The sequence below is a fragment of the Nodosilinea nodulosa PCC 7104 genome (assembly GCF_000309385.1).
Taxonomy (GTDB): Bacteria; Cyanobacteriota; Cyanobacteriia; order Phormidesmidales; family Phormidesmidaceae; genus Nodosilinea; species Nodosilinea nodulosa.
On sequence record NZ_JH976537.1, the window covers coordinates 2,250,966 to 2,274,542 of the forward strand.

Annotated in this window: 17 protein-coding genes and 1 pseudogene; 8 read left to right on the top strand and 10 right to left on the bottom strand. The window is 60.4% G+C overall.

Features of this window, described 5'->3' with window-relative positions; translation table 11 throughout:
* Nucleotides 1-181, top strand: a pseudogene (locus LEPTO7104_RS40000) (ISKra4 family transposase); the annotation flags it as partial.
* A 347-nt stretch (nucleotides 182-528) separates the two neighbouring features.
* On the opposite strand, the gene LEPTO7104_RS0110295 reads toward LEPTO7104_RS40000, so the two are convergent.
* The 5 genes from LEPTO7104_RS0110295 to mnmA form a co-directional block, all read right to left on the bottom strand.
* Nucleotides 529-1,968 carry a carotenoid oxygenase family protein gene (locus tag LEPTO7104_RS0110295; protein WP_017298493.1) on the bottom strand — a complete coding sequence of 480 codons (1,440 nt, stop codon included), beginning with the start codon at nucleotides 1,966-1,968 and terminating at the stop codon, nucleotides 529-531.
* A gap of 148 nt (nucleotides 1,969-2,116) precedes the next feature.
* Complete coding sequence (gene ggt, locus LEPTO7104_RS0110300) at nucleotides 2,117-3,721, bottom strand: gamma-glutamyltransferase (RefSeq protein ID WP_017298494.1); 1,605 nt, start codon at nucleotides 3,719-3,721, stop codon at nucleotides 2,117-2,119.
* A 105-nt stretch (nucleotides 3,722-3,826) separates the two neighbouring features.
* Entirely contained in the window at nucleotides 3,827-4,411 is a 585-nt protein-coding gene (locus LEPTO7104_RS0110305) for a Uma2 family endonuclease (protein WP_026072561.1), read from the bottom strand.
* Between the two features lie 47 nt (nucleotides 4,412-4,458).
* Nucleotides 4,459-4,746 carry a DUF3288 family protein gene (locus tag LEPTO7104_RS0110310; RefSeq protein WP_017298496.1) on the bottom strand — a complete coding sequence of 96 codons (288 nt, stop codon included), beginning with the start codon at nucleotides 4,744-4,746 and terminating at the stop codon, nucleotides 4,459-4,461.
* Nucleotides 4,747-4,755: 9 nt separating this feature from the next.
* Nucleotides 4,756-5,874 (bottom strand): tRNA 2-thiouridine(34) synthase MnmA, encoded by a 1,119-nt coding sequence (mnmA, locus tag LEPTO7104_RS0110315; RefSeq protein ID WP_017298497.1) that lies wholly within the window; start codon nucleotides 5,872-5,874, stop codon nucleotides 4,756-4,758.
* Between the two features lie 296 nt (nucleotides 5,875-6,170).
* On the opposite strand from mnmA, the gene LEPTO7104_RS33410 reads away from it, so the two are divergent.
* Together LEPTO7104_RS33410 and LEPTO7104_RS0110325 are read left to right on the top strand one after the other, a co-directional pair.
* The gene (locus LEPTO7104_RS33410; protein WP_225886961.1) at nucleotides 6,171-8,081 is read left to right on the top strand and encodes an ArsA family ATPase; all 1,911 of its coding nucleotides are present in this window, start codon (nucleotides 6,171-6,173) and stop codon (nucleotides 8,079-8,081) included.
* Between the two features lie 227 nt (nucleotides 8,082-8,308).
* A complete protein-coding gene (locus LEPTO7104_RS0110325) occupies nucleotides 8,309-8,875 on the top strand; it encodes a response regulator (RefSeq protein ID WP_026072562.1) in 567 nt (188 codons plus the stop codon).
* Nucleotides 8,876-8,959: 84 nt separating this feature from the next.
* Here LEPTO7104_RS0110325 and LEPTO7104_RS0110330 read toward each other — a convergent pair whose 3' ends face one another.
* The 4 genes from LEPTO7104_RS0110330 to LEPTO7104_RS0110345 all read right to left on the bottom strand — a co-directional run bounded on the left by LEPTO7104_RS0110330 (nucleotide 8,960) and on the right by LEPTO7104_RS0110345 (nucleotide 14,579).
* Complete coding sequence (locus LEPTO7104_RS0110330) at nucleotides 8,960-10,780, bottom strand: mechanosensitive ion channel family protein (RefSeq protein WP_017298500.1); 1,821 nt, start codon at nucleotides 10,778-10,780, stop codon at nucleotides 8,960-8,962.
* Between the two features lie 160 nt (nucleotides 10,781-10,940).
* Nucleotides 10,941-11,924: a c-type cytochrome biogenesis protein CcsB gene (ccsB, locus tag LEPTO7104_RS0110335; RefSeq protein ID WP_017298501.1), complete on the bottom strand. Its 984-nt coding sequence runs from the start codon at nucleotides 11,922-11,924 to the stop codon at nucleotides 10,941-10,943.
* Between the two features lie 223 nt (nucleotides 11,925-12,147).
* Nucleotides 12,148-13,917, bottom strand: coding sequence for a DUF3352 domain-containing protein (locus tag LEPTO7104_RS0110340; RefSeq protein ID WP_083887049.1), 1,770 nt, complete (start codon nucleotides 13,915-13,917; stop codon nucleotides 12,148-12,150).
* 119 nt (nucleotides 13,918-14,036) lie between these two features.
* A complete protein-coding gene (locus tag LEPTO7104_RS0110345; protein WP_155523583.1) occupies nucleotides 14,037-14,579 on the bottom strand; it encodes a hypothetical protein in 543 nt (180 codons plus the stop codon).
* A gap of 423 nt (nucleotides 14,580-15,002) precedes the next feature.
* Between LEPTO7104_RS0110345 and LEPTO7104_RS0110350 the strand changes: the two genes are divergently transcribed.
* Both LEPTO7104_RS0110350 and LEPTO7104_RS0110355 read left to right on the top strand, forming a co-directional pair.
* Nucleotides 15,003-16,664 (top strand): FAD-binding domain-containing protein, encoded by a 1,662-nt coding sequence (locus tag LEPTO7104_RS0110350; RefSeq protein WP_017298504.1) that lies wholly within the window; start codon nucleotides 15,003-15,005, stop codon nucleotides 16,662-16,664.
* Between the two features lie 184 nt (nucleotides 16,665-16,848).
* The gene (locus LEPTO7104_RS0110355; protein ID WP_017298505.1) at nucleotides 16,849-17,286 is read left to right on the top strand and encodes a hypothetical protein; all 438 of its coding nucleotides are present in this window, start codon (nucleotides 16,849-16,851) and stop codon (nucleotides 17,284-17,286) included.
* Nucleotides 17,287-17,392: 106 nt separating this feature from the next.
* Here LEPTO7104_RS0110355 and LEPTO7104_RS0110360 read toward each other — a convergent pair whose 3' ends face one another.
* Nucleotides 17,393-18,157, bottom strand: coding sequence for a hypothetical protein (locus LEPTO7104_RS0110360; RefSeq protein WP_017298506.1), 765 nt, complete (start codon nucleotides 18,155-18,157; stop codon nucleotides 17,393-17,395).
* A gap of 840 nt (nucleotides 18,158-18,997) precedes the next feature.
* Here LEPTO7104_RS0110360 and LEPTO7104_RS0110365 point away from each other — a divergent pair.
* The 3 genes from LEPTO7104_RS0110365 (at nucleotide 18,998) to LEPTO7104_RS0110375 (ending at nucleotide 23,476) form a co-directional block, all read left to right on the top strand.
* Nucleotides 18,998-20,323 (top strand): CmpA/NrtA family ABC transporter substrate-binding protein, encoded by a 1,326-nt coding sequence (locus LEPTO7104_RS0110365; RefSeq protein WP_017298507.1) that lies wholly within the window; start codon nucleotides 18,998-19,000, stop codon nucleotides 20,321-20,323.
* Between the two features lie 119 nt (nucleotides 20,324-20,442).
* A complete protein-coding gene (gene ntrB / locus LEPTO7104_RS0110370) occupies nucleotides 20,443-21,288 on the top strand; it encodes a nitrate ABC transporter permease (protein ID WP_051158490.1) in 846 nt (281 codons plus the stop codon).
* 187 nt (nucleotides 21,289-21,475) lie between these two features.
* Complete coding sequence (locus LEPTO7104_RS0110375) at nucleotides 21,476-23,476, top strand: ABC transporter ATP-binding/substrate-binding protein (RefSeq protein WP_017298509.1); 2,001 nt, start codon at nucleotides 21,476-21,478, stop codon at nucleotides 23,474-23,476.
* The last annotated feature ends 101 nt before the right edge of the window (nucleotides 23,477-23,577 follow it).

A 23,577-nucleotide genomic window follows, 5' to 3' on the forward strand; every position in this document is an offset into this window, starting at 1 on the left:
CGTGAATTATGGAGCCTATCAGAGTGAGCAACTCTGCTCCATTGGTTCAGGAGCCGTTGAGTCGGCTGTCAAACAGATTGGGCGACGTCTCCAAATCTCGGGTGCCCGCTGGAATACGGCCTCCGTCAATGCAATGTTGAGTCTGCGCTGTGCCTACCTCAATGGTCAACTCGCAAGTTGACTATTTTGTCGAAAGTGGGATGCTCCCGCAGCGTCGCCCCAAAGGATCTGGGCGAATTGGTGCCCCAGCGATGCCACCCTACGGTCAAAATTGGCGGCTTCCATTGGCCATTACTGCCGTTCTAGGACTCGCATTTCCCCTCGTAGGACTTTCTTTGATCCTTGTGCTGCTGCTAGATCGTTTTGTACTCAACCGTATTCCTGCGCTCAAACGAATTCTTACTTGAGGGCGACTGCACATACCGTTGATTAGATGGAGGAACTGATCAGCGCTATATAGCGTTGGCTAATGCGCTTAGGAATGGGGTTGCTGCCACTGGCAAAACCTGGGACACGCACTGGCTACACCTACTGGCTCACCCAGGTGCCGTGGAAGCTGGGAGGTACAACGCTGGGCAGCTCCAGACGACAAACTGGCCCTTTCTCCAGGTCGTGACCCTCGTAAACCCACACCTCGCTGCGGTGCTGATACCCGTTGTAGACCACGGTGAGCACCCAGGGATGCTCCGGGTTGGCCGCATTTTCAACGGGCACTGGTTCGCAGGGATAGCTGCCAGCTCCGGCATCGGCAATGGTCAGCCCAGTTTTGGGGTCGAAGCGGGCGATCGCGCCAAATAGCTCGCTCAATGGCACCGAGTCGTCGCGGTGCACATTCAGGTAGGTGACAGCCGTTTCGTCCTGACCGATCGCGATCGGAAACTCGCAGTGGCGGTCAATCAAACAGTGCTGGTCGAGAATTCTGGCGGTTTTGGGGTCAATGCGGTAATGCCAGAGCTGAGCATCGGCGGGAGTTTTTATGTTGCCCGAGGCCACCTCTTTGAGGTACTGATTGGTGGCAAAGTCGGGGTAGCGCACCACGTCAAACACGATCGAGCCGTCAAAATCGAGATAGCTGTGGCCAAAGTGCCACTGGTACCAGGGATCGACGGCATTGAGGGCGATCGCCTCCAAACTGTCGGCATCCACCACAATGATCTGAGTCCCCTGCTGGGGCTGCCACTGAAGCGCATCGCTGAAGCTAGAGAGTCCCAAGAGCGCAGGCAGCGGGCTCAGGCGCACGGGCGACACGCAAAACACCAGGTAGCGATCGGCCAACACACAGTCATGAATTAGGGGAATGCCGCTGAGGGGAATGGTGCCGGTTTTCTCTACGGCTCCGGCAGCGCTGAGGCGGTAGAGTTTGAGGGTAGCGTTGCCCCCCGGCACCAGGCCGAAGCTGAAGATTTTGCCCGTGCGGGGGTGGCGCTTGGGGTGAGCCGTGAAGGTGTCGCTGGGTCTTAGCCCCTCCAGAATATCTAGCCCCAGGGTCTCCAGAGTTTCGAGCTCTAAACGATGGGGCAGGCCGCCCTCCCACAGGGCCAGCAGGCGATCGGGCAGGGCCAGCACCGAGGTATTGGCGGCATTTTTCATTTGAGTTTGCCAGCGCTGCCAGATAGAAACGGGCGGCAGGGTGCCGTAACCTCGATACAGGCATTGATCAGACGCTTCTTCCTCCACAAACCCGGCGGAGCGCACGTAGCGATAGTTGGCCACGGCAGTCGCCCCGTCAAACCGCACCCGCAGCACCGCCCCATCGCCATCGAACCAGTGGCCAAACTGGGTACCGCCGCGCTCTAGCCGGGCCGGACCGTTGCGGTAGAGGGTGCCGCGCAGGCCGGTGGGCAATTGCCCTTCTAATACCGACAGCGCGGTAGGGGCAAATTCTGTAGCGGGCTGGGCGATCGCCGCTGCCCACAGTGCCGTGGGTGTCGCTGCGGGTTGCGCTTTAGGGGGTGCCGTAGGGGCCATAGGTAGACGGGGATACAACTATCTCTATTGTGCCAGCACCGACAAGAAGGCTGACCCCATCCCCCCATCCCCCCATCCCCCCATCCCCTCATCCCCTCATCCCCTCATCCACCCATCTACCCCCTCACTCATCCACCCATCCACCCCCTCACCCATCCACCACCACACAAGCTCCCCCACGCCGCCCATCGCCCACCCCAGACAGGCGGCCATCCGCGCCCACCGCTACCGTGTGGACGCCGCCAAAGAACATATTGCGGGCCTGCCACCAGGTGCATTCGTCATCGCAGGTAATCCCCTGAGCCTCGATATGGGCCTGGTCAAAGCCAGGTTCTAAATGCAGCGCCCCTCGCTCCCAGTGCAGGCGGGGCGCGTTGACGGCGGCTTCAATATCCATGCCAAAGTCGAGCACGTTCGATATCACCTGCAAAATTGCCGTGCGAATGCGGTTAGAGCCGCCCGATCCCAGTACCAGTCGAGGCTTACCGGCTTCCAGCACAATTGTCGGAGCCATCATGCTCGACATGCGCTGATTGGTTGGCCACTGGTGAAAGCCCTGGGGGCAGAGATCTTCTTCCCCCAGCATGTTGTTCATCATGATGCCGGTGCCGGGGACGATGTAGGAGGACCCTTCGCCGTTGGAGGTGGTCAGGCTGGCGGCGTTGCCCTCGCCATCCACCACGCTGATGTGGGTGGTGCTGCCCCATTTACTGCCCCCCTGGCTAAGGGAAGCTCTGAGCTGATCGAGGTAGGGGGCCAGGTGGGTAGGGCTGAGAAATTCTGCGGCAATGTCGCTGCGGTAGAGGTAGTCGTCGTAGCCCTGCTGGCGAGCCAGGTTGGTCAAACCCATGACTTCCCGCAAAACGGCCACGTGGCGGGGGCTGCAATGGAGCGTAGAGGCAGGCGATACCTGAGCTAGCAGGTGCAGGGCAAAAGCGATTAAGGTGCCGCCCGAGCTGGGGGGTGGGTTAGTCAGTATCGTGTCGCTGCCGTAGGTCACGGCCAGAGGCTCGCGCTCGATCACCCGGTAGGTTTGCAGATCCTCCAGGCTGAGGTAGCCGCCCTGGGCCTGGCAGTCTTGGGCGATCGCACGGGCCAGATCACCCTGGTAAAACCAGTCGGCCCCGTGGCGCACCAGGTCGCCGAGGAAGGCGGCAAAGTCGTGCAGGTAAAAGCGATCGCCCAGCCCCAGCAGCTTTCCCTCGGGGGCATAGATCGCCCTGGCGGCGGCGGTAGCGGTGAGAATGGGGGCCAAAATTTGAAAGCTGTAGGCCCGAAAGGGTTCTACCTCGGTGCCCTGGGTGGCCCAGTGCTGGGCCGGGGCCACCACCTGCTCCAGGGGTAAGCGCCCCAGCTTGTGGTGAACCTGAAGCAGTCCGGCGATCGCCCCCGGCACCGCCATCGATCCCTGGCCAATGTGAAACTCCTGCACCGTGTCGCCAAAGTTGGCGTGGATGGGGAAGAAGTCGGGCGATTCGCAAAGCGATCCGTCCCGGAATCGCCCCAGGTCTTTTGAGCGGGGCGTCTGGCAAAAAAAGTCGAATAGTCGGTTCTCGCCCGCCGCCGTGTGGGCCAGCAAAAAACCGCCCCCGGCCAGCGAGGTCAGGGACGATTCCACCACGCAGGCGGCAAAGGCGGCAGCGATCGCCGCATCAAAGGCATTGCCGCCCTGGCGCAGCATTTCGGCCCCGGCTTCGGCGGTGAGGGCATGGCCCGCTGCGATCGCCCCTCGGTTAGGCTTAACACTACTCATAGCTGGCTAGTATACCGCTGGCTAGAGGGCGCGCGGTGGAGAGAAACCGGGTTTCTATGCGGCGATTGACCAGCCAACACTAGACTCACCGCAGAAACCCGGTTTCTAGGCTTCAGGCAACTCCCCCGCCGCCAAAATCTGATCCACGGTCAACACCAGCGCTGGAAACGTAGGCGACAACAGGGATTGATCGCCCACGAACACGGCTTCGTCGTAAAGCCCTTCGTTAAAGGTCAGCACCGTCACCTTAGATTCCAGCGGATCGACGATCCAGTATTCGGGAATCTCCAGGGCCGCGTACTCGGTGCGCTTGTAGCGGTAGTCACGGGTAACAGAGTCGGGGCTGACGACTTCTATCACCAGCAGGGGAGATGTTGAAAAAACAACCGATCTGCCTTTAAGTTCTTGAGCCTGGTCGAGGGTGACCACACACACATCAGTAAGCCGCGACTTTCGTAGGCCAGTCCTTACACCCGACTCACGAAAACATAGCCACGGACGCTGGAACCTCTTAATTTCCGTATCTAGCACTTGCTCTAGAAATTTAGCAATTAGAAAATGCTCCATTATGGGTGGCGACATCTCCACTAATTCCCCATCCACTAGTTCATAGCGATTCTCAGTGCCGTCATCGTAGGCAACATAGTCTTCAAAACTGAGCAGAGCTGACTTAGTGGAGGAGGGTGCCATAAATAACTCCGCTTTCTCTAATCTTGTCACGAGTATGATCGAGTCCTCTAGCTCCAGTCTTCGCGGCCTCGGTTTAGCCCTTTGTAGACCTCGCCCTGCTGGTGAATAGCGCGGGTTTTTTCAAATAGCTCGGCCTCGGTGAGCTGCCAGCGGTTGCGCGTTTTCTTCAAATCAGTCTGAATGTCGCGGGCACCGGGGAAACCGTCGTAGCGCGTCATCAGCCGGGCCAGTTCGACCAGATTGTAGTCGGTGGCGTCTCCGGCCAAAAGCTGATTGACCACCTGGCGATCGATCTTGTACTGCGGGTGCTGCTGGTCTTTGGTGCTGTCTGCCATGGCGATCGCTTAATGACTTAAAACATGGGCGTCAGAGGCCGTTGCCGCCATCTCGGGGACAGTCGCAGCTTCAATGAGCCCTCCACCTAGCACCCGGTCGCCGTCGTACCAGACGGCAGCCTGGCCGGGGGTAACGCCAAACTGCGGCTCGTCGAACACAATTTTCACCCGATCGCCCGTTCCAGCTTCAGCGGCCAGGGGCACCAGCGTTGCCCCCACCGCCTCGCTGCGGTAGCGGATCTGCACCGATACCGGCATCGGCTCCTGGGGGGCGGCGATCGAGACCCAGTTGACCCGCTGCGCGGTGCAGTCGGGCCAGTGGGCATCGCTGCGATCGGCCACGATCACGTGGTTGCGGGCCATGTCAAAACCCACCACGTACAGAGGGTTGGGCGCGGCAATGCCCAGGCCCTTGCGCTGGCCAATGGTGTAGTGGTGAATGCCGTTGTGCTGGCCCAGAATGCGCCCTTCGGTATCGACAATGTCGCCGGGCTTGGGGGCCAGGTATTTGTCTAAAAAGGTCTGCATCGAGCCGTGGTGCTCGATCAGGCAGAGATCCTGGCTGTCGGGCTTGTCGGCGGTGTGCAAGCCCAGTTCGGCGGCGATGCGGCGGGTTTCGGTTTTGGTCTGGTGGCCCAATGGAAAATCGCAGGCGGCCAGCAGCTCCTGGGTCAGGTCGTAGAGAAAGTAGGACTGATCTTTGGCCGGGTCCACGGCGCGGCGCAGCTCGTAGCGCCCCGTAGCCACATTTTGGGTAATGCGGGCATAGTGGCCCGTGGCAATGCGATCGCACCCCAGCTCATCCTTGGCGTACTGCAACATCGGCCCAAACTTCACCGCTCGGTTGCACTGAGAGCAAGGCAGGGGCGTAATGCCGCTACCGTAGCCTTCAACTAAGTAATTAATAATTTCGCGCTCAAACACCTCTCGGCTATCGACCACGTGGTAGTCAATGCCCAGGTCTTCACAGAGCTTGGCCGCATCGACCATACCCTCTGAGCAGCACTGGCCCTTGCCCTTCATCAGCCACAGGGTGAGGCCTACCACGTCATACCCCTGCTGGTGCAGGGTGGCCGCCGCTACCGAGCTGTCCACGCCGCCGGAGAGCCCGACTACAATTCTTTCCATGGCTGAGATGTTGTGCTTAAACCGCAAGCGAGAGTTATGCGATCGCATCCCCAAGCGCGGGGTTGATCCAGCTTCCTATTCTAGCCCATGGCCTTGGGGCCTTGGGGAAAGGCATCTGGGCTGGCATGGCAGCAGTGCCTACGCATGACTCACTGAAAAAGATGTGCTCACCATAGGGTCATCCGGTTCAAAAAAGCCGTTCAATGAGCCCGTGAACCCAATTAAGTTTCATGCCGGGGCGATCTGGCCCAGATTGCCCTGGGCACCTTAGGTTAAGCAATCTGCAAGGTTTGGCTATGCTGGCGTCATCGCCCCATCAACTTTTTATGTTCAGCGGCAAAGGCGGCGTGGGTAAAACCACCCTTTCCTGCGGATTTGCGCGGCAGCTGGCCCAGCAGCACCCCGCCGAAACCGTGCTGCTGCTGTCCACCGACCCGGCCCACTCCCTGGGGGATGTGCTGCTGATCGCAGTTGATAACCAGCCAACACCTCTGCCGGATCTGCCCAACATGCAGGTGCGCGCCCTGGATGCGGCGGCGCTGCTAGAGCAGTTTCGGGCCGACTACGGCACCGTGCTAGAGCTGCTGGTGGAGCGGGGCAGCTTTGTGGAGGGCGACGACCTCAGCCCCGTGTGGGACATGGGCTGGCCCGGCCTCAATGAGCTGATGGCGCTGCTGGAGATTCAGCGGATATTGCGCGATCGCGAGGCCGATCGCGTCGTCGTCGACATGGCTCCCAGCGGCCACACCCTCAGCCTGTTTGCCCTGATGGATTTTCTCGATACGCTGCTGGAGGCGCTGGGGCAGTTTCAGCAAAAGCACCGCACCCTGACCGAAACCCTGGCCGGTCGCTACACCCCCGACGAGGCTGACCAGTTTATCCAAGATATGTGCCATGACCTGGAGCAGGGGCGGAGTTTGATTCAAGACAGAAATCGCGCCGCCTGCTGGGTGGTGGGCATTCCAGAGCCGATGAGCTGGGCCGAGAGCGATCGCTTCATTACCGCCTTAGGCCACCTGGGGGTGCCCCTCGGTGGCCTGGTGATTAACCGAGTGATACCAGCGCTAGCGACCCACCGCCAGGTGCTGGCTGAGTTTGTGGCGATCGCCCAGGGGCAGCCGGTGCTGTGGGTACCCGCCCAAGTCAGCGAACCCGTAGGTGCTGCCGCCCTCGATGCGCTGATGCCCCAGGTCAAACCGCTGGATCTGCCCCTGGCGGGGGAGCAACCAGCTGACGACAGCTCCCTTGTACACCAGTGGCCCGCACCCCTTCTGCCCGGCCTGGAAGATTTTGTCGCCGCCGGGCGGCGGCTGATCGTAGTCGGCGGCAAAGGCGGCGTAGGCAAAACCACCGTGTCAGCCGCGCTCAGCTGGGGCCTGGCTGAGCGGCATCCCGAGGCCAACCTGCGGGTGATGTCCATCGACCCGGCTCACTCCTTGGGCGACGCTTTTGGCCAGCCCCTCAGCCACGAACCCACGCTGCTGCGGCCCAACCTGCAAGCCCAGGAGGTCAGCGCCGATGTGGTGCTCGACCAGTTTCGCGCCGACTACCTGTGGGATCTGGCCGACATGATGGCGGGCGATGGCGAGATTGCTGGCGGCATCCAGCTCGCCTACGGCCCCGATGCCTGGCGGCAAATTGTCGCCCAGGCCCTGCCCGGCATCGACGAAATGCTCTCGCTTATTACCGTGATGGATCTGCTGGAGCGCAACGAGCAGCAGCTAATCGTGCTCGACACCGCCCCCACCGGCCACCTGCTGCGGTTTCTCGACATGCCCACCGCCCTGGGCGACTGGCTGGGCTGGATCTTCAAGCTGTGGATTAAGTACAAAGACGTGGTGGGCCGGGTGGAGTTTATGGGTCGCCTGCGCACCCTGCGCCAGCGGGTGCTGGCCGCCCAGGAAAAGCTCAAAGATCCTCAGTACACCGAGTTTATTGGCGTGGTGCAAAACCAGTCGGCGATTTTGGCCGAGGCCAGTCGACTTAATCACACCCTCTACGATCGCGGTATTGCCCAGCGCTATATCGTCCACAACCGCTACCAGAGTGGCCTTGACCTCCCCGCTGAGCTGTTTCCGCACCAGTGCGTGGTGCGCCTGGCGGCCCTGGCCCCCAGCCCTCAGTCGTTCGATCAGGTCAAGCAGGCGGCCCATCTGTTGCTGACGCCTCCGTCTACAGCGCAGGCGGAAGTCATTAGCCCTGTTTAGGAATTGGGGCAGAGGTCCGGCAGGCTTTAGCATTCTGGGATTTGTTGTCAGTTTACGGCCTCACCTAGGGAACTCTTTAACCAGCCTTAGCGCAGGGCGGGCGGGCTCATCCGCCCAGAAAACCCCGGTTGAGATGGATTCTCATCTCCGGCAGGGACTTTCTGAAAACCTGAACTATACTAATTTCACGTCTACCAAGCCCTTCGACACCGCAAGAGGAGTCAACCGTGACAAATCATAGGATTTTGGTCATTGATGATAGCCGGGTGATTCGCATGCGCGTCCGCGACATGCTGCCCCAGGGCAACTTCGAAGTCATTGAGGCCCAAGACGGTGTCGAAGGCATGGATGCCATTCGCAGCCAGCGCCCCAACCTGATCATGCTCGACTTTCTGCTGCCCCGCATGAGCGGCTGGGAAGTGTTCCAAGAAATTCAGGCCAATCCAGACCTCCAGCACATTCCCCTGGTGCTGATGTCGGGCCGCAAAGAAGAGGTCACCGAAAAGATGACCGAGCCGTTTGAGTACTTCGAATTTATTCAAAAGCCCTTTGAGCAAAAAGAGCTGATCGAAGCCATCAAAGCGGCCATGGTCAAAGCCCGCAAGCCCCGTCGCACACCGATGACGACCGCTGCGACCGCCGCCTCTGCCGCCACTGCAACCGGCGCAGGCGACGTTAGCGCCGCCGAATTCCAGGCCCTACAGGCTCAGGTGAAGCAGCTTCAGGGCGAGGTCGCCCAGCTCAAGGGGCAGCTCGGCAAGGTACTGGCCTTCATTAAGCAAAAGCTCAAGTAGGCGGGGAGACAGGGAGGCAGCTGACGTTTTGCCGTCCTAACCAGCCCGGTTTTTAAGCATCGTACAGAGGATTAGCACAGATCATTAGCGGGGTTCAACGGCCCCGCTTTTTGCTGAGGAGGGGGCTGAATCATCTCCGTGACCGTTGGTTTCAAGGCCATGGGCAAGCCCCGTAAAGACCTGTTGGGGCACCCCGATCGCAATGCCTGCCCGGTCAAAGGCAAGGCGCAGGCGGCGGCGAAACTCGCGGGCCACTAAAAACTGCTTGAGAGGCCGAGTCCGCATCCAGAGCAAAATGGTGAGGCCCGCGTGGGTCATCGCCTCTATGCCCAGCATCTCCACCGGGTTGAGAATGGCGTACTGCCACTCGGGGTCACTGGCCATGGTGTGGGCTGTTTCATGCACCACCCAGAGGGCCTCATCGACATTGGTGCCGTAGGCAACGTCGATCAAAATGTTGGCCCGCGACCAGCTGCGGCTGAGGTTTTCGACCTGGGCAATCAGGCTGTTAGGCAGCGTCACCAGGCGACCATCTTCGCCCCGAATCTGGGTAATGCGCAGGTTGAGATTTTCGACAATGCCGGTGGTGGTGCCGGTGGTAACCAGGTCGCCGATGGCGTACTGGTCTTCGAGCAAAATTAGAAAGCCGTTGACCAGATCTTTAACCAGGCTTTGGGCGGCAAAGGAGATCGCCAGGGCGGCGATCGCGCCAAAGGCCAGCAGAGAAGCTGGCGCAATTCTCAGGGTTTGCAGCACCAGTAGGGTGGCCATGGCGTAAATAACAGCGGTCTTGAGGCCTTTGAGCGCACCGGTAATGGTGGAAAGCCGCATCGCTTTGCGCTGAATATCGTCGAGATCGCCCAGCTCGTTTTTGCCCCAGGCCTGGGAGACCCGCTCAATGGCCAGGTTGGCAACGCGGTTGAGCAGCCCGGCAAAAAACCAGGTCAGCAGCAGCAGCACCGGAATCGAGAACAGCCTAAAGGCATAGCCGCGGGTCTGCGGGAAAATATAGAGTGCGCTGGCGATGCTTGCGATCCAGACAAAGGCAATTCCCCAAAACATCAGCCAGCGCAAAAAGGCCACCACCTGAAGCCGCTGGGCCAGGGTGATTTGATAGTTAAACAAGTACTGAAGCTGCTGGGCGGGAAACTCCTCGTCGGGGGGAGCGGGCAGGCCCTCCTGGGCAATCCGCTTTTTTTCGAGGCGGCTTTTGCGCCTGCCCAGCGCCTGCCAAATGCCGGTCAGAACCAGGGTAAGTAAGATGCCCGTCAGCAACACCCAGAGAGTTTTACGAATTTGCCGCTGGCGCGCCTCCGGCAGACGACCGTTGACGGCCCGGCGCAGCGCGTCGCGCAGTGTCGTCTGCCAGCGTTCGGCCAGCTCAGTTTGAGCCATGCCGTTGTACTGGGCATCGGTACTCGTAACGGTCAGCAGCACCCTGGGTTCGGCTAGCCCGGCCCCAACCGCAAACAGCACCGGCTGGCCACCGATGGACTCAGTGGTGACATCCAGGGAGTTGCTATTGATCGTCTCATCGGTATAGATGAGATCTAAGGACCGATTGACAACCTGATTGAGATTGGTCTCAATTTGCCGAGCCCGTACTTCTACCGGCAGTGAGCCGCCGGGTTCGTCACGGTTAAACACCGCTGGAGAGGCAATGTCGAACAGGGAAATGCCGTCGAGGGAAACCGATGTAATCTCCAGCAGGCCCAGGCGCTCCACCCCGGCGGGCGGCAGGTTGTTGGCCCCTGGGCTAAAGGGATTAGAGATTTGAGCCTGTCCCGCAGTCCCCCAGCCCAGGGTGAAGGACAGCCCTAGCAGCAGGGCTAGCAGCGATCGCGCCCAGGCCCGCAGTGGGGCAAAACCGGGCCGAGGTTTCAGTGGAGGCGTGGGGCTAGGCATAGATACCGCGATCGCGACGGCAGCAAGAAAAATACTGACCTAGATTGGCTCACTATGCCAACCCCTTTCCTGCACGGCTCAGCGCCGCAACCAATACTAGGGCGAAAGCCGCACCGGGGCTAGCCCATAGATTGGGTCCAACAAATTTAGCCCTACGATTCTAGAAAAACCAGCCGTAGCTGTGCAGCCCTTTGCCCAAGATATTGACCCCCAGATAGCACACCCACACCACCACAAACCCGGTGGCTGCTAAAATCGCCGGACGACGACCCTGCCAGCCCTTGGTAATGCGGGCGTGGAGGTAGGCGGCAAACACCAGCCAGGTGATCAGCGCCCAGGTTTCTTTTGGATCCCAGCTCCAGTAAGAACCCCAGGCTTCGTTGGCCCACACGGCCCCGGCAATGATGCCAATGGTCAACAGCGGAAAGCCGAGGCCAATCATGCGGTAGCTGATGTTGTCGAGGGTTTCGGCCAGGGTTAGCCGCTGGGGCGAGAGCTTAACCGCAGCAGGTTTTTCGAGCACGGCGGTACCGCCAGTTGCAACTGCCAGCATTGGAGCGGGGGCGGCCTCCTCCTCGGCCCGGCGCAGCTTGACGTTGCGGAAGCTGCCCGTACCCACAGAGCTGCCCTTCAGCTCCACCACCTGGCCCCGGGTGACCAGCAGAAAGGCGATCGCCAGCAGCGCCCCCACCAGCAGCGCCGCGTAGCTGAGCAGCATGACGCTGACGTGCATCATCAGCCAGTTGGACTTGAGCGCGGGCACCAGCGGCTCTGACCCCTGCATGGTGCCTGGTAATGTCAGGGTTGCAAAGGCGGTAATCGCCATGGCAATGGGGGCGGTGACAGCACCCATCAAGGGGCTGCGGCTCATGCGCTCGGCCACCAGATGCATGGCGGTAATGCCCCAGGCCAGGGCAAACAGCGACTCGTAGAGATTGCTCATCGGGAAATAGCCCCCCTCAATCCAGCGGGCTATCAGCAGGGCCGCAATGGTGAGATTGCCCGCCGCGATCGCCCCGGTGCCCAGGGAGGGCAGCAAAACCGCTCGGGGAAAGGCCACGCCGCACCAGTAGAGCAGCATGGCGATAAACAGCACCGCAAAAGAGGCATTGTCGAGCCAGCCCTGGAGCACAATCAAATCCATAGGTTTTAGGGGAGGATGGGTCTCTCCCTATCCTACCGACTTTTGCGGCCTGAATTTTGGCAGCGACCTCCCCGCCCTGGGAGTACGGCTAAGCCACAGCACCCGGCTAGTACTCGAAGGCTGAACTATGCCGACTATTCCAGCTCGCTTGGCTCCCTAGCTCCCCTGCTCCGTAGCGATTGACAATAGTCGTCACACTTGTGCCGCAGTCTACTAGGCCCCTCTACTGGCTGGCATCAGGGGTGGAGCTCTCCGGGGCGGGGGCATCAGGGCCGGGGCCGGTAGGGCTGGAGGGCAGCGGGCCGGGGCGATCGCCCCGCTTGAGGGTGGCGGCTATGTCGTAGCGCACCTGGCGATCGCTGAGCACCGTCGCCGTCACCCCGATCGCCTCAATCGCCTCAGAACCCAGCAGCCCCTCCTGGGGCAGGGGCGGCAGCAGCAAGCTGTTTTCCGCCTTGGTCAGGGCCTCCAGGTTGGCAAAGAAGTGGCCGTTATTGGGGCGCGGCGCCTCACCGGTGGTGGCCTGAAACAAGCTGTTTTCGGCCAGGCTGCGGCTCGGGGAAGGGGCCACCAGCTCGGCAATCCCCTGGCCTACGGTAAAGAAGGCAATATCGCCTTCCAGCCAGCCGTGGGCCATCACCAGCGAGTCGAAGGGGGAGGTCAGACGGGTGACGGGGACGCCGCCCATCTCGGGGCTATCGATCGTAAAACGGTAGCGACTTTCCAGGACGGTATCGAGCTGCTTAAAGGTGGCGGTGGCGGCCTCGCGATCGCTGGCTTTGACCATCAGCACCAGGGCCGGGTTGGGCAGCGGCGGAGCGTCGCCAGAGCCGGGCGGCGGTGTCAGCACCCCCACGGCAAATTCCCCCGCCATCCAGGGCAGCAGGTTTTCATCCAGGCTCAGGCCAGTGGCAGACTGTAGCCCCAGGGCCACATCTTCAGCCCGCAGCGGGAACAGCGCCGAGAGCTGATCTCCCGCCTGAAAATCCTCCCAAAACTGCTTAAAATCTCCCCCAGACAGAGCCAGTAGGGTGCCCGTGGGCAACCGCTGGGGCATCTGCTCAGCCCGGTTGCCCGTAGCAAAGGTTTGGGTGCCGGGCTCTAGCCAGCCCACGCCCTGGAGGGCAACGCCGCGGCTGGTGACGGCGACGACTCCCACCAACCCTCGCGGAGCCTCAAAGGCCCGCAGGCGGCTGGGGTCGATGGGTGGATCGGCCCCCTGGGCCACGGTTTGGGCCAGGGCCGGTACATCCACATAGAACCGAGCCAGGGGACGGGTTTCGGTGATTTGGTCAAAGGCTTTGCCCACCCCAGGACGGTTGACCAGGGAATCGCCGCCCCGATAGGCGTCGATCGCCCGCTCGAGCAGGGGCAGCTTGGGGCTGAGCACCGCTGTTTCAGCGCTCAGCACAGCGGCGTAGAGAGGAGTCTCCCCGTTGCCGTCAATCTGCTGTAGCGCAATGCCCCGGTAGGAGGCATCCTGAAGCTGCTCGGCCTTGGTGAGGCGATTGCCCAGGGCGCTCTGAGCCCGGCCAGGGTCGGCAATGGGCACCACCATCACCACGTTGGACTCAAGGGCTAACTCGGGGGCCGGCAGAGAGGGGGGCAAATCGGTGGTTGAGGAGGTGGTATCCGGCAGCACCGCCAGGGTAATTTCGGGACCCACCCAGGGTTGAATATCGCGCTCAAAGGTCAGGTTTTGATCGGCGAGCAGGCGATCGCGCCACTGCGCCAGCAGCCGATCGAACTGGGCCTGGGTGGTTTCGGTGCCAAACTGGCGCAGCTTTCGCCACTGGGCCTCATCGCTAGAGAGGGCCACCACCATCAGCGCATCGGCAGGAATGGCGCTGGCCCCGGCGGGCAGCGTTTTGGCCAGCTGGTCTCGGCGGGCGGTGACCCAAAAGGTCAAAATACCGCCGCCGACAAATAGCAGGGCCGCCGCCAAGACTAGCGGTAGCGGAGGTCTCTTGAGCTGCGGGCGGTTTTGCAACACCTTTGCGACACCATCACCATAAGTAGCTTAGCTAGGGAGGCCAAGCGAATTTGCCCTGCCACTTTAGCAAAGAACTCCGGCGACGAACCACGCCCCAGCCTATGCCCTGGCAAAACCGACTAGCGAAAGCGAAAGTCGTATCCGACGTAGCGATCGCCGTCGTAGAGCACCACCAGCCAGGTCTGCGGATCAAACTCCAGGGGGTAGGCCTCGCGCTCGGCGGGTAAACCGGCCTCGGTTGTACCTGGCGACAGCACGCAGTAGGGGGCCTTGAGAAACTCCTGAATCGCCGCCTTGGGCGCTTGCAGATTAGTGTCTAAGAGTTGTTTGAGCTGGTCGCGGGACACCAGCGCCTGGGGCTGTTCCTGGCGGATACAGGTAAATGGGTCGGCCACCTTTTGGGCCTGATCCCGGTTGAGGGTAGGGGTGATCAGCAGCGCCGCCAGGGCCAGCATCGACCCCCCGGCCACCAGCACTTGCCGAGGCTGGGGGCGAGGGTCGGCGTAGCCAGCAGCCCTGGGTCGCCTGGCCGCAGGCGTTGCGTAGGGGCGGGGGCCTGGGTAGGCCTGGGGCGGCACCGACTGGGAGGCCCGGAGCTGCCCCTGGGGGGGCACTGGGGGGCGATAGTAAGAGGAAACCGGATAAGAAGAGCGTTGAACCATGGCGTTGACCTTTGCTATTTACCGTCGGGAAAGGGAGAATTTTATGGGGCGCCCAACTCTGCCGGGTGTAGCAACCAGGGGCAAAGACTGAAGCCAAACCAGCCGGGACAGGGGCCGCACTCAACCAGCGCCCGTGGGCATGGGCAACCGATGGCAGCGGTGCTGGCGGCTAAGACACGCAGCCCGCCGGACTCGACTCCTTGGAGTGAGACCAGATCCGGACTGAATCCAGGTGAGGATAGGCAGCGCAGGGGCAGAGAAAATTTCTGAGTACAAGTATAGTACATGAATACTATTTCGCAAGCGGATAGGGACGGAGTTTTTTGTTACGGTTTGAAAAGCGCGATCGCCCCCTCCCGATGACCGGCAAAGTAACCGGCAAAATGACCGGCTTCGGGCCGAGGTGCCCCTGCCTCAATCCCTATGAACAAAACCATCGTTTGGTTTCGCCGCGACCTGCGGGTGTCTGACCACGAGCCGCTGCTGCGGGCGGCCCGGCGGGGCCTAGTTGTGCCCGTATTCTTGTTCGATCGCGCCCTGCTGCACCACCCCGAGACCGGCCCAGCCAGGGTGGCGTTTTTGCTGGCCGCCCTGCGCGCGCTGGATGCCGACCTGAGGGCGCTAGGCGGGCGACTGATTGTGCGATCGGGCGATCCGGTGCAGGTTTTGCCCGAGCTTGTTCAGGCCACCCAGGCCGACGGCATCTACGCCCACACCGACGTCGAGCGCATCTATGGTCGGGTGCGCGATGCTCGGCTCAACCGGACTTTGGCGGAGCGGGCCATGAAAATTCGCTGGTTTGAGCCTGCGGCCAGCGTCGAGGCGCTGGTGCCTTACCCCGACTACCGAGAGCTGTGGTATCGCGAGATGGGCCAGCCGCCCATTCCGACCCCGGCCCAGGTGTCGGTGCCCCCCGACATCCCCAGCGACCCGCTACCGAGCCTGGATGCCCTGGGCCACAGAGCCGACGCCAAGCCCATTCCCCCCGCCAGCACAGGGGCCGCCCGCGCCCTGCTGCAAGACTTTTTGGCCGACAAGGCCGATCGCTACTATTGGCAGCTTTCTTACCCCAGCGCCGAGGCTACCACGGGCCTCAGCCCCCACATTAAATTTGGCGTGATTTCGGTGCGGGAGTGCGTGCAGACCGTTCGCCAGGCCCCCGATCGGGGCGACAATCGCCTGCGCCGCAGCCACCAGCAGCTAATCTCGCGGCTGCGCTGGGGCAACGGCTTTACCCAGCGGTTTCGCTACCTGCCCCAGCTGGAGCTGCGATCGCTCTACCGCACCTTTGACGACGACGGCTGGGCCTTTGACCCCGACCTCTACCAGGCCTGGCAGAGCGGGCAGACCGGCTTCCCCATTGTCGATGCCGCCGCCCGCTGTTTGCAGGCTACCGGGGGCTACCTGGCGCTAAATTTTCGCACCCGCGCTATCTACGCCAGCTTTTTGAGCAACCTGGGCGGCATCGACTGGCGCTACGGGGCGCTGCACTTTATGCGCCACCTGATCGACGGCGACTGCCCCATCGACCACTACCAGTGGGCCATGCAGTCGGGCGTCACCCACTGCGTCGATAAAACCTGGACCCGCATCTACAACCCCGGCCAGGTGGCGGTCGATCGCTGCGACCCGGAGGGTGAATTTATCAAGCGCTGGGTGCCTGAACTGGTCGATGTCCCCAGCAGCCAGCTCGGCAGCCCGCCGACCCTCTCGGGCTACCCGGCCCCCATTCTCAACTACAAAGCGGCCCGCCAGCGCCGGGTCAAACAGCTCGAAGCCCAGCGGAGCCGATTTCTCAATGCCAGCAATCTGCTGCCGTTTTTAGCCCCTCTGCCCAGCGATCTGACCCCGTTTGGCACCGAGGTCTACGGGGGCGAGGTGGCCTGGGCCGGAGCGGCGATCGCCGAGCTGTTTCCGGCGGGGTTGCCCTTGACCGACCTAGACCCCGAGGCCGCCGCTGTCCTGCGCACCTGGTTTGTGGCCCACGTGAATGTCTTGCCGCCCAGGGCTCGGCGGCGAAAGCCCAAGGCTGCCGACCCCGACCCCGCGTTTCAGCAGCTCAGCCTGCTGGGCGATGGCGACTAATACTCTGAGGCGGACGTTTAGAGACTATTTCTGCAAGCTAGGGAGCAGGGGAGCTAGGGAGCCAAGCCCGCCAAAACGTGGAGATATTTCAGCTTTCGCGTACTAGCCACCGGTTGCTGCCAGAGAATAAAGGGCTTAGCCTATTCGAGAAACGCTTTCAACAAATGCTAAAGGTGGTGACGTAATGGATTTAATGGGCATGGTCAACCAGGCGATCGCCAGCACCGATACCGAGGCCAGCGGCAGCCTGATGGGTTCACTGCTGGGCAGCCTCAACAATGCTCCGGTGGAGAATAACCAGATCGGCGCGATCGCCAGCAATCTGCAAAACGTGCTTCAGGCCAAGGGCCAGGGCAATGCCGGAGCGCTGATGGGCGTGCTGCAATCGGTGGCGGCGACCGGCGCGGTGGAGCAACTGCTGGCCTCCGAGCAGGTGAGCGCGATCGCCCAGCGAGTGGGGGTAGACCCAGCCATGGTCAAAAGCGTGACCCCGCTAATTGCCCAGTTCCTGGTCAAGGGGTCCAACTCCCAGGGGGGCGGACTGCTGCAAAAGGTGCTCTCCGGCGAGGTCGATCTGGGCCAAATGGCGGGGCTAATCGGCATGGCCAGCAAGTTTTTGTAGCCCTAGAGCGTCGCTAAGCAGGAGATCACTTCTTTCGTTTCTAGACTTGCCCCCAGATCTGGTCACGGTGGGGGAATGGTCTATGGCGGTTTGGTGGCAATAATTGCTAGCCCTGCTGAAGCCGATCGCGGAGCGCTACCAGTGTCGTTAAATCGGCCTCAACGCTGGAGCGGCCATCGTACTGAAAGGGGTTATCCAGGTCGCGAATTAGCAACAGCAGGTAGGTAAACGACGTAAACAGCAGACAGGACACCACCAGGTTTTCGCTAAAGCTGTCGGCCCCAATCAGCAGCAGGGCAGCCACAGCCCCGATCAAAAAAAGCTCGAGCAGCACGTAGGCTGGCCCCACAAATTCAGTATCTCGGCTAATGCCGATTTGGGTGAGCAGCAGGCGCACGTTGGCCTGCTCGGCCTGGGCGCGGGCAACGATGGGGGCACCCGCGTAGGGCAACATAGCGGCCAGGGAGGTATTGAGTCGGTCGATCGCGATCGCAGTTTCGGCCTGGGGCTGCTGCGACTGTAGCCAGTCGAGGGTTGTCTGCGCGATCGCAAGCAGGTCTTGGGTCAGGGGCGCGGGGTCATATTCAGCATTGGCCCGAGCCACCAGCTGATTGCTGTCTTGAATCGTTTCTAGGGCTTTGGCCAACTGCATCGGCATATCAGCACTGGCGCGAAAGTCTCCCAGAGTGCCATTGAGCACAAAGGCGATCACAAAGGTGGCTGCCCCAAACAGTGACCCAGTCAGCGAATCAAAGGCCCAAGGCTCCCAGCCCAGGCGATGCAGAGCCACCTTGACGGCCCCATACAGAGCCGTTAACGGCAGCACCGTGAGCAGTATTTGCCACTTAGCCGGAACTGAAAGATTAGCCATACGCTGCGCAGATATGCTTGACCACGGGGAGAGCAACGAGGACTCCAGATCCGCTGGCGATCGCGCCAGCCGCCCCTGAGCCACGCCCTTACCTTTGTACAGCGAGGCCTAACAGAAGCTTAAAAGGAATCCGGGGAAAACTCCGGCGCTTCCTGGCATGATCCCTTTGAACCAGTGCTCGAAGTACTCGAAGGCTGAAATATGCGGACTACTTCAGTTCGCCTGGCTCCCTAGCGCCCCTGCTCCCCTGCTCCCCTGCCCCCTCGCAATTGACAACAGTCGTCACACTTGTGCCGCAGTCTACTAGGGCTAGCCCCAGCAGGCTATTCCGCCGATTATGCAGAACCTACATGTCAATCATGCGATAAAAGGATGACTGCCGACTAAAGGGTAACTAAACATACAAAATACCGCTCAGAGTTTGAATAACTTGACTTGAAGCAGCGGAATACAGAAATGCAGCAATGCTATTCTTGGCCCTGTGTTCTGATTAACAAAGCCATTCTAGGGTTGCTAAGGGGTTGAATTTGATCATTTTTTCTTCAGCAGAATTCAAAACAGTTACAGTGGCTTAGTCTGACCAGAAAGCCCTACGGCTCAGCCGACAAGACCAACTCCTAGGCCGTTCGCTAAACCGCTATACGTATTCTTTTTTCTGCTAGCGTTGCCACAGTTTAACAAAACAAAACCTGGTCCGATGGAGCATTAAACTTGGCACTCCCCAGAGCGAAGGTACTGACAATTTCTGGATTTTCGGCGCTGCGAGTTTGGCTGCAATAGGATACCTCAATCTATTTCCCCTTCTTTTTTTCGCCTTGCCCAACACGGAGTAAGCATATTATGACTCGACTCAATCGCCGTAGATTTTTGATGACCGCTGGTACCGCCGCTGCCGGCACTGTGCTGCTCCATGCCTGCAGTCAGGGGTCCGAGCAGGCTGCTTCGGATACCCCGGCTTCAGATACCCCGACTGCGCCTGCTTCTGGCTCAGCGGAAACTCCAGAAACCACCGCTGCCAAGCTGGGCTTTATTGCCCTGACCGACTCTGCACCGCTGATTATTGCCAAGGTCAAGGGCTTCTACGACAAGTACGGCATGACCGATGTATCGGTAGAAAAGCAGGCATCCTGGGGCACTACCCGCGACAACCTGGTGCTGGGTTCTGGGGGCGGTGGCATTGATGGGGCGCACATTCTTACCCCCATGCCTTACCTCATCTCTGCCGGTACGGTTACCGACGGCAAAAAAGTGCCGATGTACATTTTGGCGCGCCTGAATGTGAATGGTCAGGGAATTTGCCTTTCCAATGACTATGCAGACCTAAAAGTAGGCCTTGATAGCAAACCTTTAAAGGAAGCTTTTGCCAAGCGCAAGGCCGAGGGCAAAGAACTAAAAGCGGCGATGACGTTCCCAGGCGGCACCCACGACCTTTGGATTCGCTACTGGATGGCCGCAGGCGGCATTGATCCCGATAAGGATGTTTCCACAATTGTGGTCCCCCCCCCTCAAATGGTCGCCAACGTCAAAGTAGGAAACATGGACTCTTTCTGCGTAGGTGAACCCTGGCCGCTGCAAACCGTTAACCAAAAAGTAGGCTACAACGCCCTCACCACTGGTCAGCTGTGGAAAGATCATCCGGAAAAAGCCCTGGGTATGCGGGCCGATTGGGTAGATGCTAACCCCAAAGCGGCCAAGGCGCTGCTGATGGGCACTATGGAAGGCCAAATGTGGTGCAGCCAGCCCGAAAACAAAGAAGAAATGTGCAAGATTTTGTCGGAGCGGGCCTGGTTTAATGTGCCCTTTGAGGACATTATTGATCGCTCCCAGGGTAAGTATGACTTTGGCTTGGGCCGGGAAGAAGAGTTGCCCGAGCTCCAGCAAAAGTATTGGAAGGATAATGCCTCCTATCCCTTTAAGAGCCATGACACCTGGTTCTTGACGGAGAACATTCGCTGGGGCTATCTCCCCCCCGACACCGACGTCAAAGCCATGGTCGATGCGGTCAACCGCGAAGATCTCTGGCGCGAGGCGGCTACTGCTCTAGGGCAAGAGGACATGATCCCCAAGAGTACCTCTCGCGGAGTTGAGACCTTCTTCGATGGGGTTACTTTCGACCCAGAAGATCCTCAGGCTTACCTCGACAGTCTCAAAATCAAGAAAGTCTAGACGCTATTATCTGTCCTGCCTTCTCTAGGTAGAGGCGGGACAGATAACAATCGCTACAAAAAATTTCTCTTCAAACTCCTTCTCTGTCCCCTGTTATTTCCTCTGGAGATGCAACCCCGATGACGGCACCTCTCGATATTCGCCCAGCGCGATCGCGCTTCGACCTACAACAATTTAGCGGGCAAGTTTTGAACTGGCTAAAAGGGTTGATTCCGCCAGCCGTAGCCTTCCTTATTTTTCTGGCTATCTGGCAGCTGTTTACCATGGGCCCGGAGGCCAACCTGCCCAGTCCCGTTCGCACGGTTCAAAACACCTGGGAGCTGATTATCAACCCGTTTTTTGACAACGGCGGCACGGACAAGGGGCTGTTTTGGCAGGTGCTAACCAGCCTACAGCGGGTAGCAATTGGCTTTAGCCTGGCTGCGATCGTCGGGGTTGCCCTGGGAATTTTAGTCGGCACTAGCTCTCTGATGTACAGCGCCCTCGACCCGCTGTTTCAAATTTTGCGCACGATTCCACCGCTGGCCTGGCTGCCGATTTCCCTGGCGGCATTTCAGCAGGCCAACCCTTCCGCCATTTTCGTGATTTTTATTACGGCTATCTGGCCCATTATCATTAACACCACCGAGGGAGTGCGGCAGATTCCCCAGGATTACAACAACGTGGCGCGAGTGCTACAGCTGTCTAAGCGTCAATACTTTTTCAAGATTCTGTTTCCGGCTACGGTGCCGTATATTTTCACGGGTTTGCGCATTGGTATCGGTCTATCGTGGCTGGCCATTGTGGCCGCAGAAATGCTGATCGGCGGCGTGGGCATTGGCTTCTTTATTTGGGATGCCTGGAACAGCTCTCGCATTAGCGACATCATCATCGCCATTGTCTACGTGGGCATTGTGGGTCTGCTGCTAGACCGCCTAATTGTCTTTGCAGGCACCCTGATATTGCCTGAAGAGCAGAAGCAGTAAACCGCAGGGTGGGCACTGTCCACGATCTCCCATAGGCCAGTGGCAGCATTCTCGCCTGGGGTGACGCTGCCGCTGGCCAAAAGCCAAAATCGCCAAGCCAAAATTTCTAGCTGACCCGCTCCCAGCCTCTCAGGAGAGAAGAGCCCAATAGTCTAAGTTCAACCTGCACCCTCACCCCCCGCACACCATGGCTGTATTTGTAGAAGTTGACCACATCGATCGCGTCTTTAAGATGCCCAAGGGTGGCGAATACATTGCCCTTAAAAATATTGATCTGCAGATTCATAAGGGAGAATTTGTGTCGCTGGTGGGCCACTCTGGCTGCGGCAAATCGACCCTGCTAAACATTTTGGCGGGTCTGGATCAGCCGAGCAACGGCGGCGTTGTGCTGGAGGGACGGCAGGTGACCGAACCCGGCCCCGATCGCATGGTGGTATTCCAGAACTATTCGCTGCTGCCCTGGCTGACGGTGCGCGAGAACATTGCCCTGGCGGTGGACCAGGTGATGCAGAAGCACCCCAGGCCGGTGCGCGATCGCATGATTGACCACCACATCGAGCTGGTGGGGCTGCAAAAGGCGGCCAGCAAGCGCCCCGGCGAAATCTCCGGCGGCATGAAGCAGCGGGTGGCGATCGCCCGCGCCCTGGCCATTCGCCCCAAGCTGCTGCTGCTCGACGAGCCCTTTGGCGCCCTGGACGCCTTGACGCGCGGCGGGCTGCAAGAGCAGCTAATGCAGATCTGCCAGGAAAACGACGTCACCTGCGTGATGGTCACCCACGATGTGGACGAGGCGCTGCTGCTCAGCGATCGCATTGTGCTGATGACCAACGGCCCCGAGGCCCACGTGGGCCAAATTGTCGACGTGCCCTTTCCCCGGCCCCGCGAGCGCATGGAGGTGGTCAAGCACCCCAACTACTACAGCCTGCGCAACGAGATTGTCTACTTCCTCAACCAGCAAAAGCGGGCCAAGCTGCACAAGGCCAAGCCCGCAGTGGCCATGGCCGCCAACGGCCTGGAGAAGGTCAACCTGGAGCTGGGCTTCATTCCCCTGGTGGACTGCGCGCCCCTGGTGGTGGCCAAAGAAAAGGGCCTGTTTGAGGCCCACGGCCTCAGCAATGTGACGCTAAATCGGGAGCCGAGTTGGAACGCGATCGCCGACGGCGTCACCAGCCAGCGCCTCGACGCCGCCATGATGGTGGCGGGCATGCCCCTGGGCATTACCCTGGGCTACGGCAACCAGAAGCCCATGCCCATGGTCAGCGCCCTCACCCTCAGCCGCAGCGGCAACGCCATCACCTTCAGCAAGCGCCTCTTTGATGCGGGCGTGCGATCGCTGGCCGACTTTAAGGCCAACCTCGACCGCCGCCCCGATCGCGTCCACACCCTGGCCGCCGTGCACCCCACCTCCATGCACAACCTGCTGCTGCGCTACTGGCTGGCCTCGGGGGGCATCGATCCCGATCGCGACGTCAGCGTCACGGTGATTCCCCCGGCCCAGATGGTATCGACGCTAAAGGCGGGCAGCATCGATGGCTACTGCGTGGGCGAACCCTGGAACGCCCGCGCCGTAGCCGAAGGGGTGGGCGTAGTAATGGCCACCGACCGAGACATCTGGCCCGGCCACATCGAGAAGGTGCTCGGCGTCACCGAAGCCTGGGCCGAACAGTACCCCAAAACCCACGTGGCCCTGGTCAAAGCCCTGCTCGAAGCCTGTGAGTACTGCGACGATCCCCGCAATCGGGGGGAAATTGCCGCTCTCCTGGCCCGGCCCGAATATGTCGGAGCCGATGAGGCGCACATTCGCCAGGGTTTCCTCGACCCCTACGACCGGGGCGATGGCAGTCAGCCCGAGGCGGCGCTCAACTACATTCAGTTCTTTACCGGCCAGGCCAACTATCCCGATGTCTCAGAGGTGGTGTGGATGATGACCCAAATGGCCCGCTGGGGCATCACTCCCTTCCCCCGCAACTGGCTGGCGGTGGCCGAGCGGGTGAAGCGGGGCGACATCTTTGGGCAGGCGGCCCGCGAGCTGGGACTGCTCGACATTGGCCGCGATCGCCACACCAGCGAACTGTTCGACGGCATCGTCTTTGACCCCAACGAGCCGCTGGCATACCTGGAAAAGTTTGCCATCAAGCGCGACCTGCGAATTGAAGAAGTGCCGATGGATGCCGTGGGCATTCTGTAGCTCTGCTACCCTCCTCCCAGGGATGGCCGAATGCCCTGCTGTCAAACTGCCTGCGACCTTAACGACCTCACTCCCCATGCAAGCCCTGAACCCTCGAACTC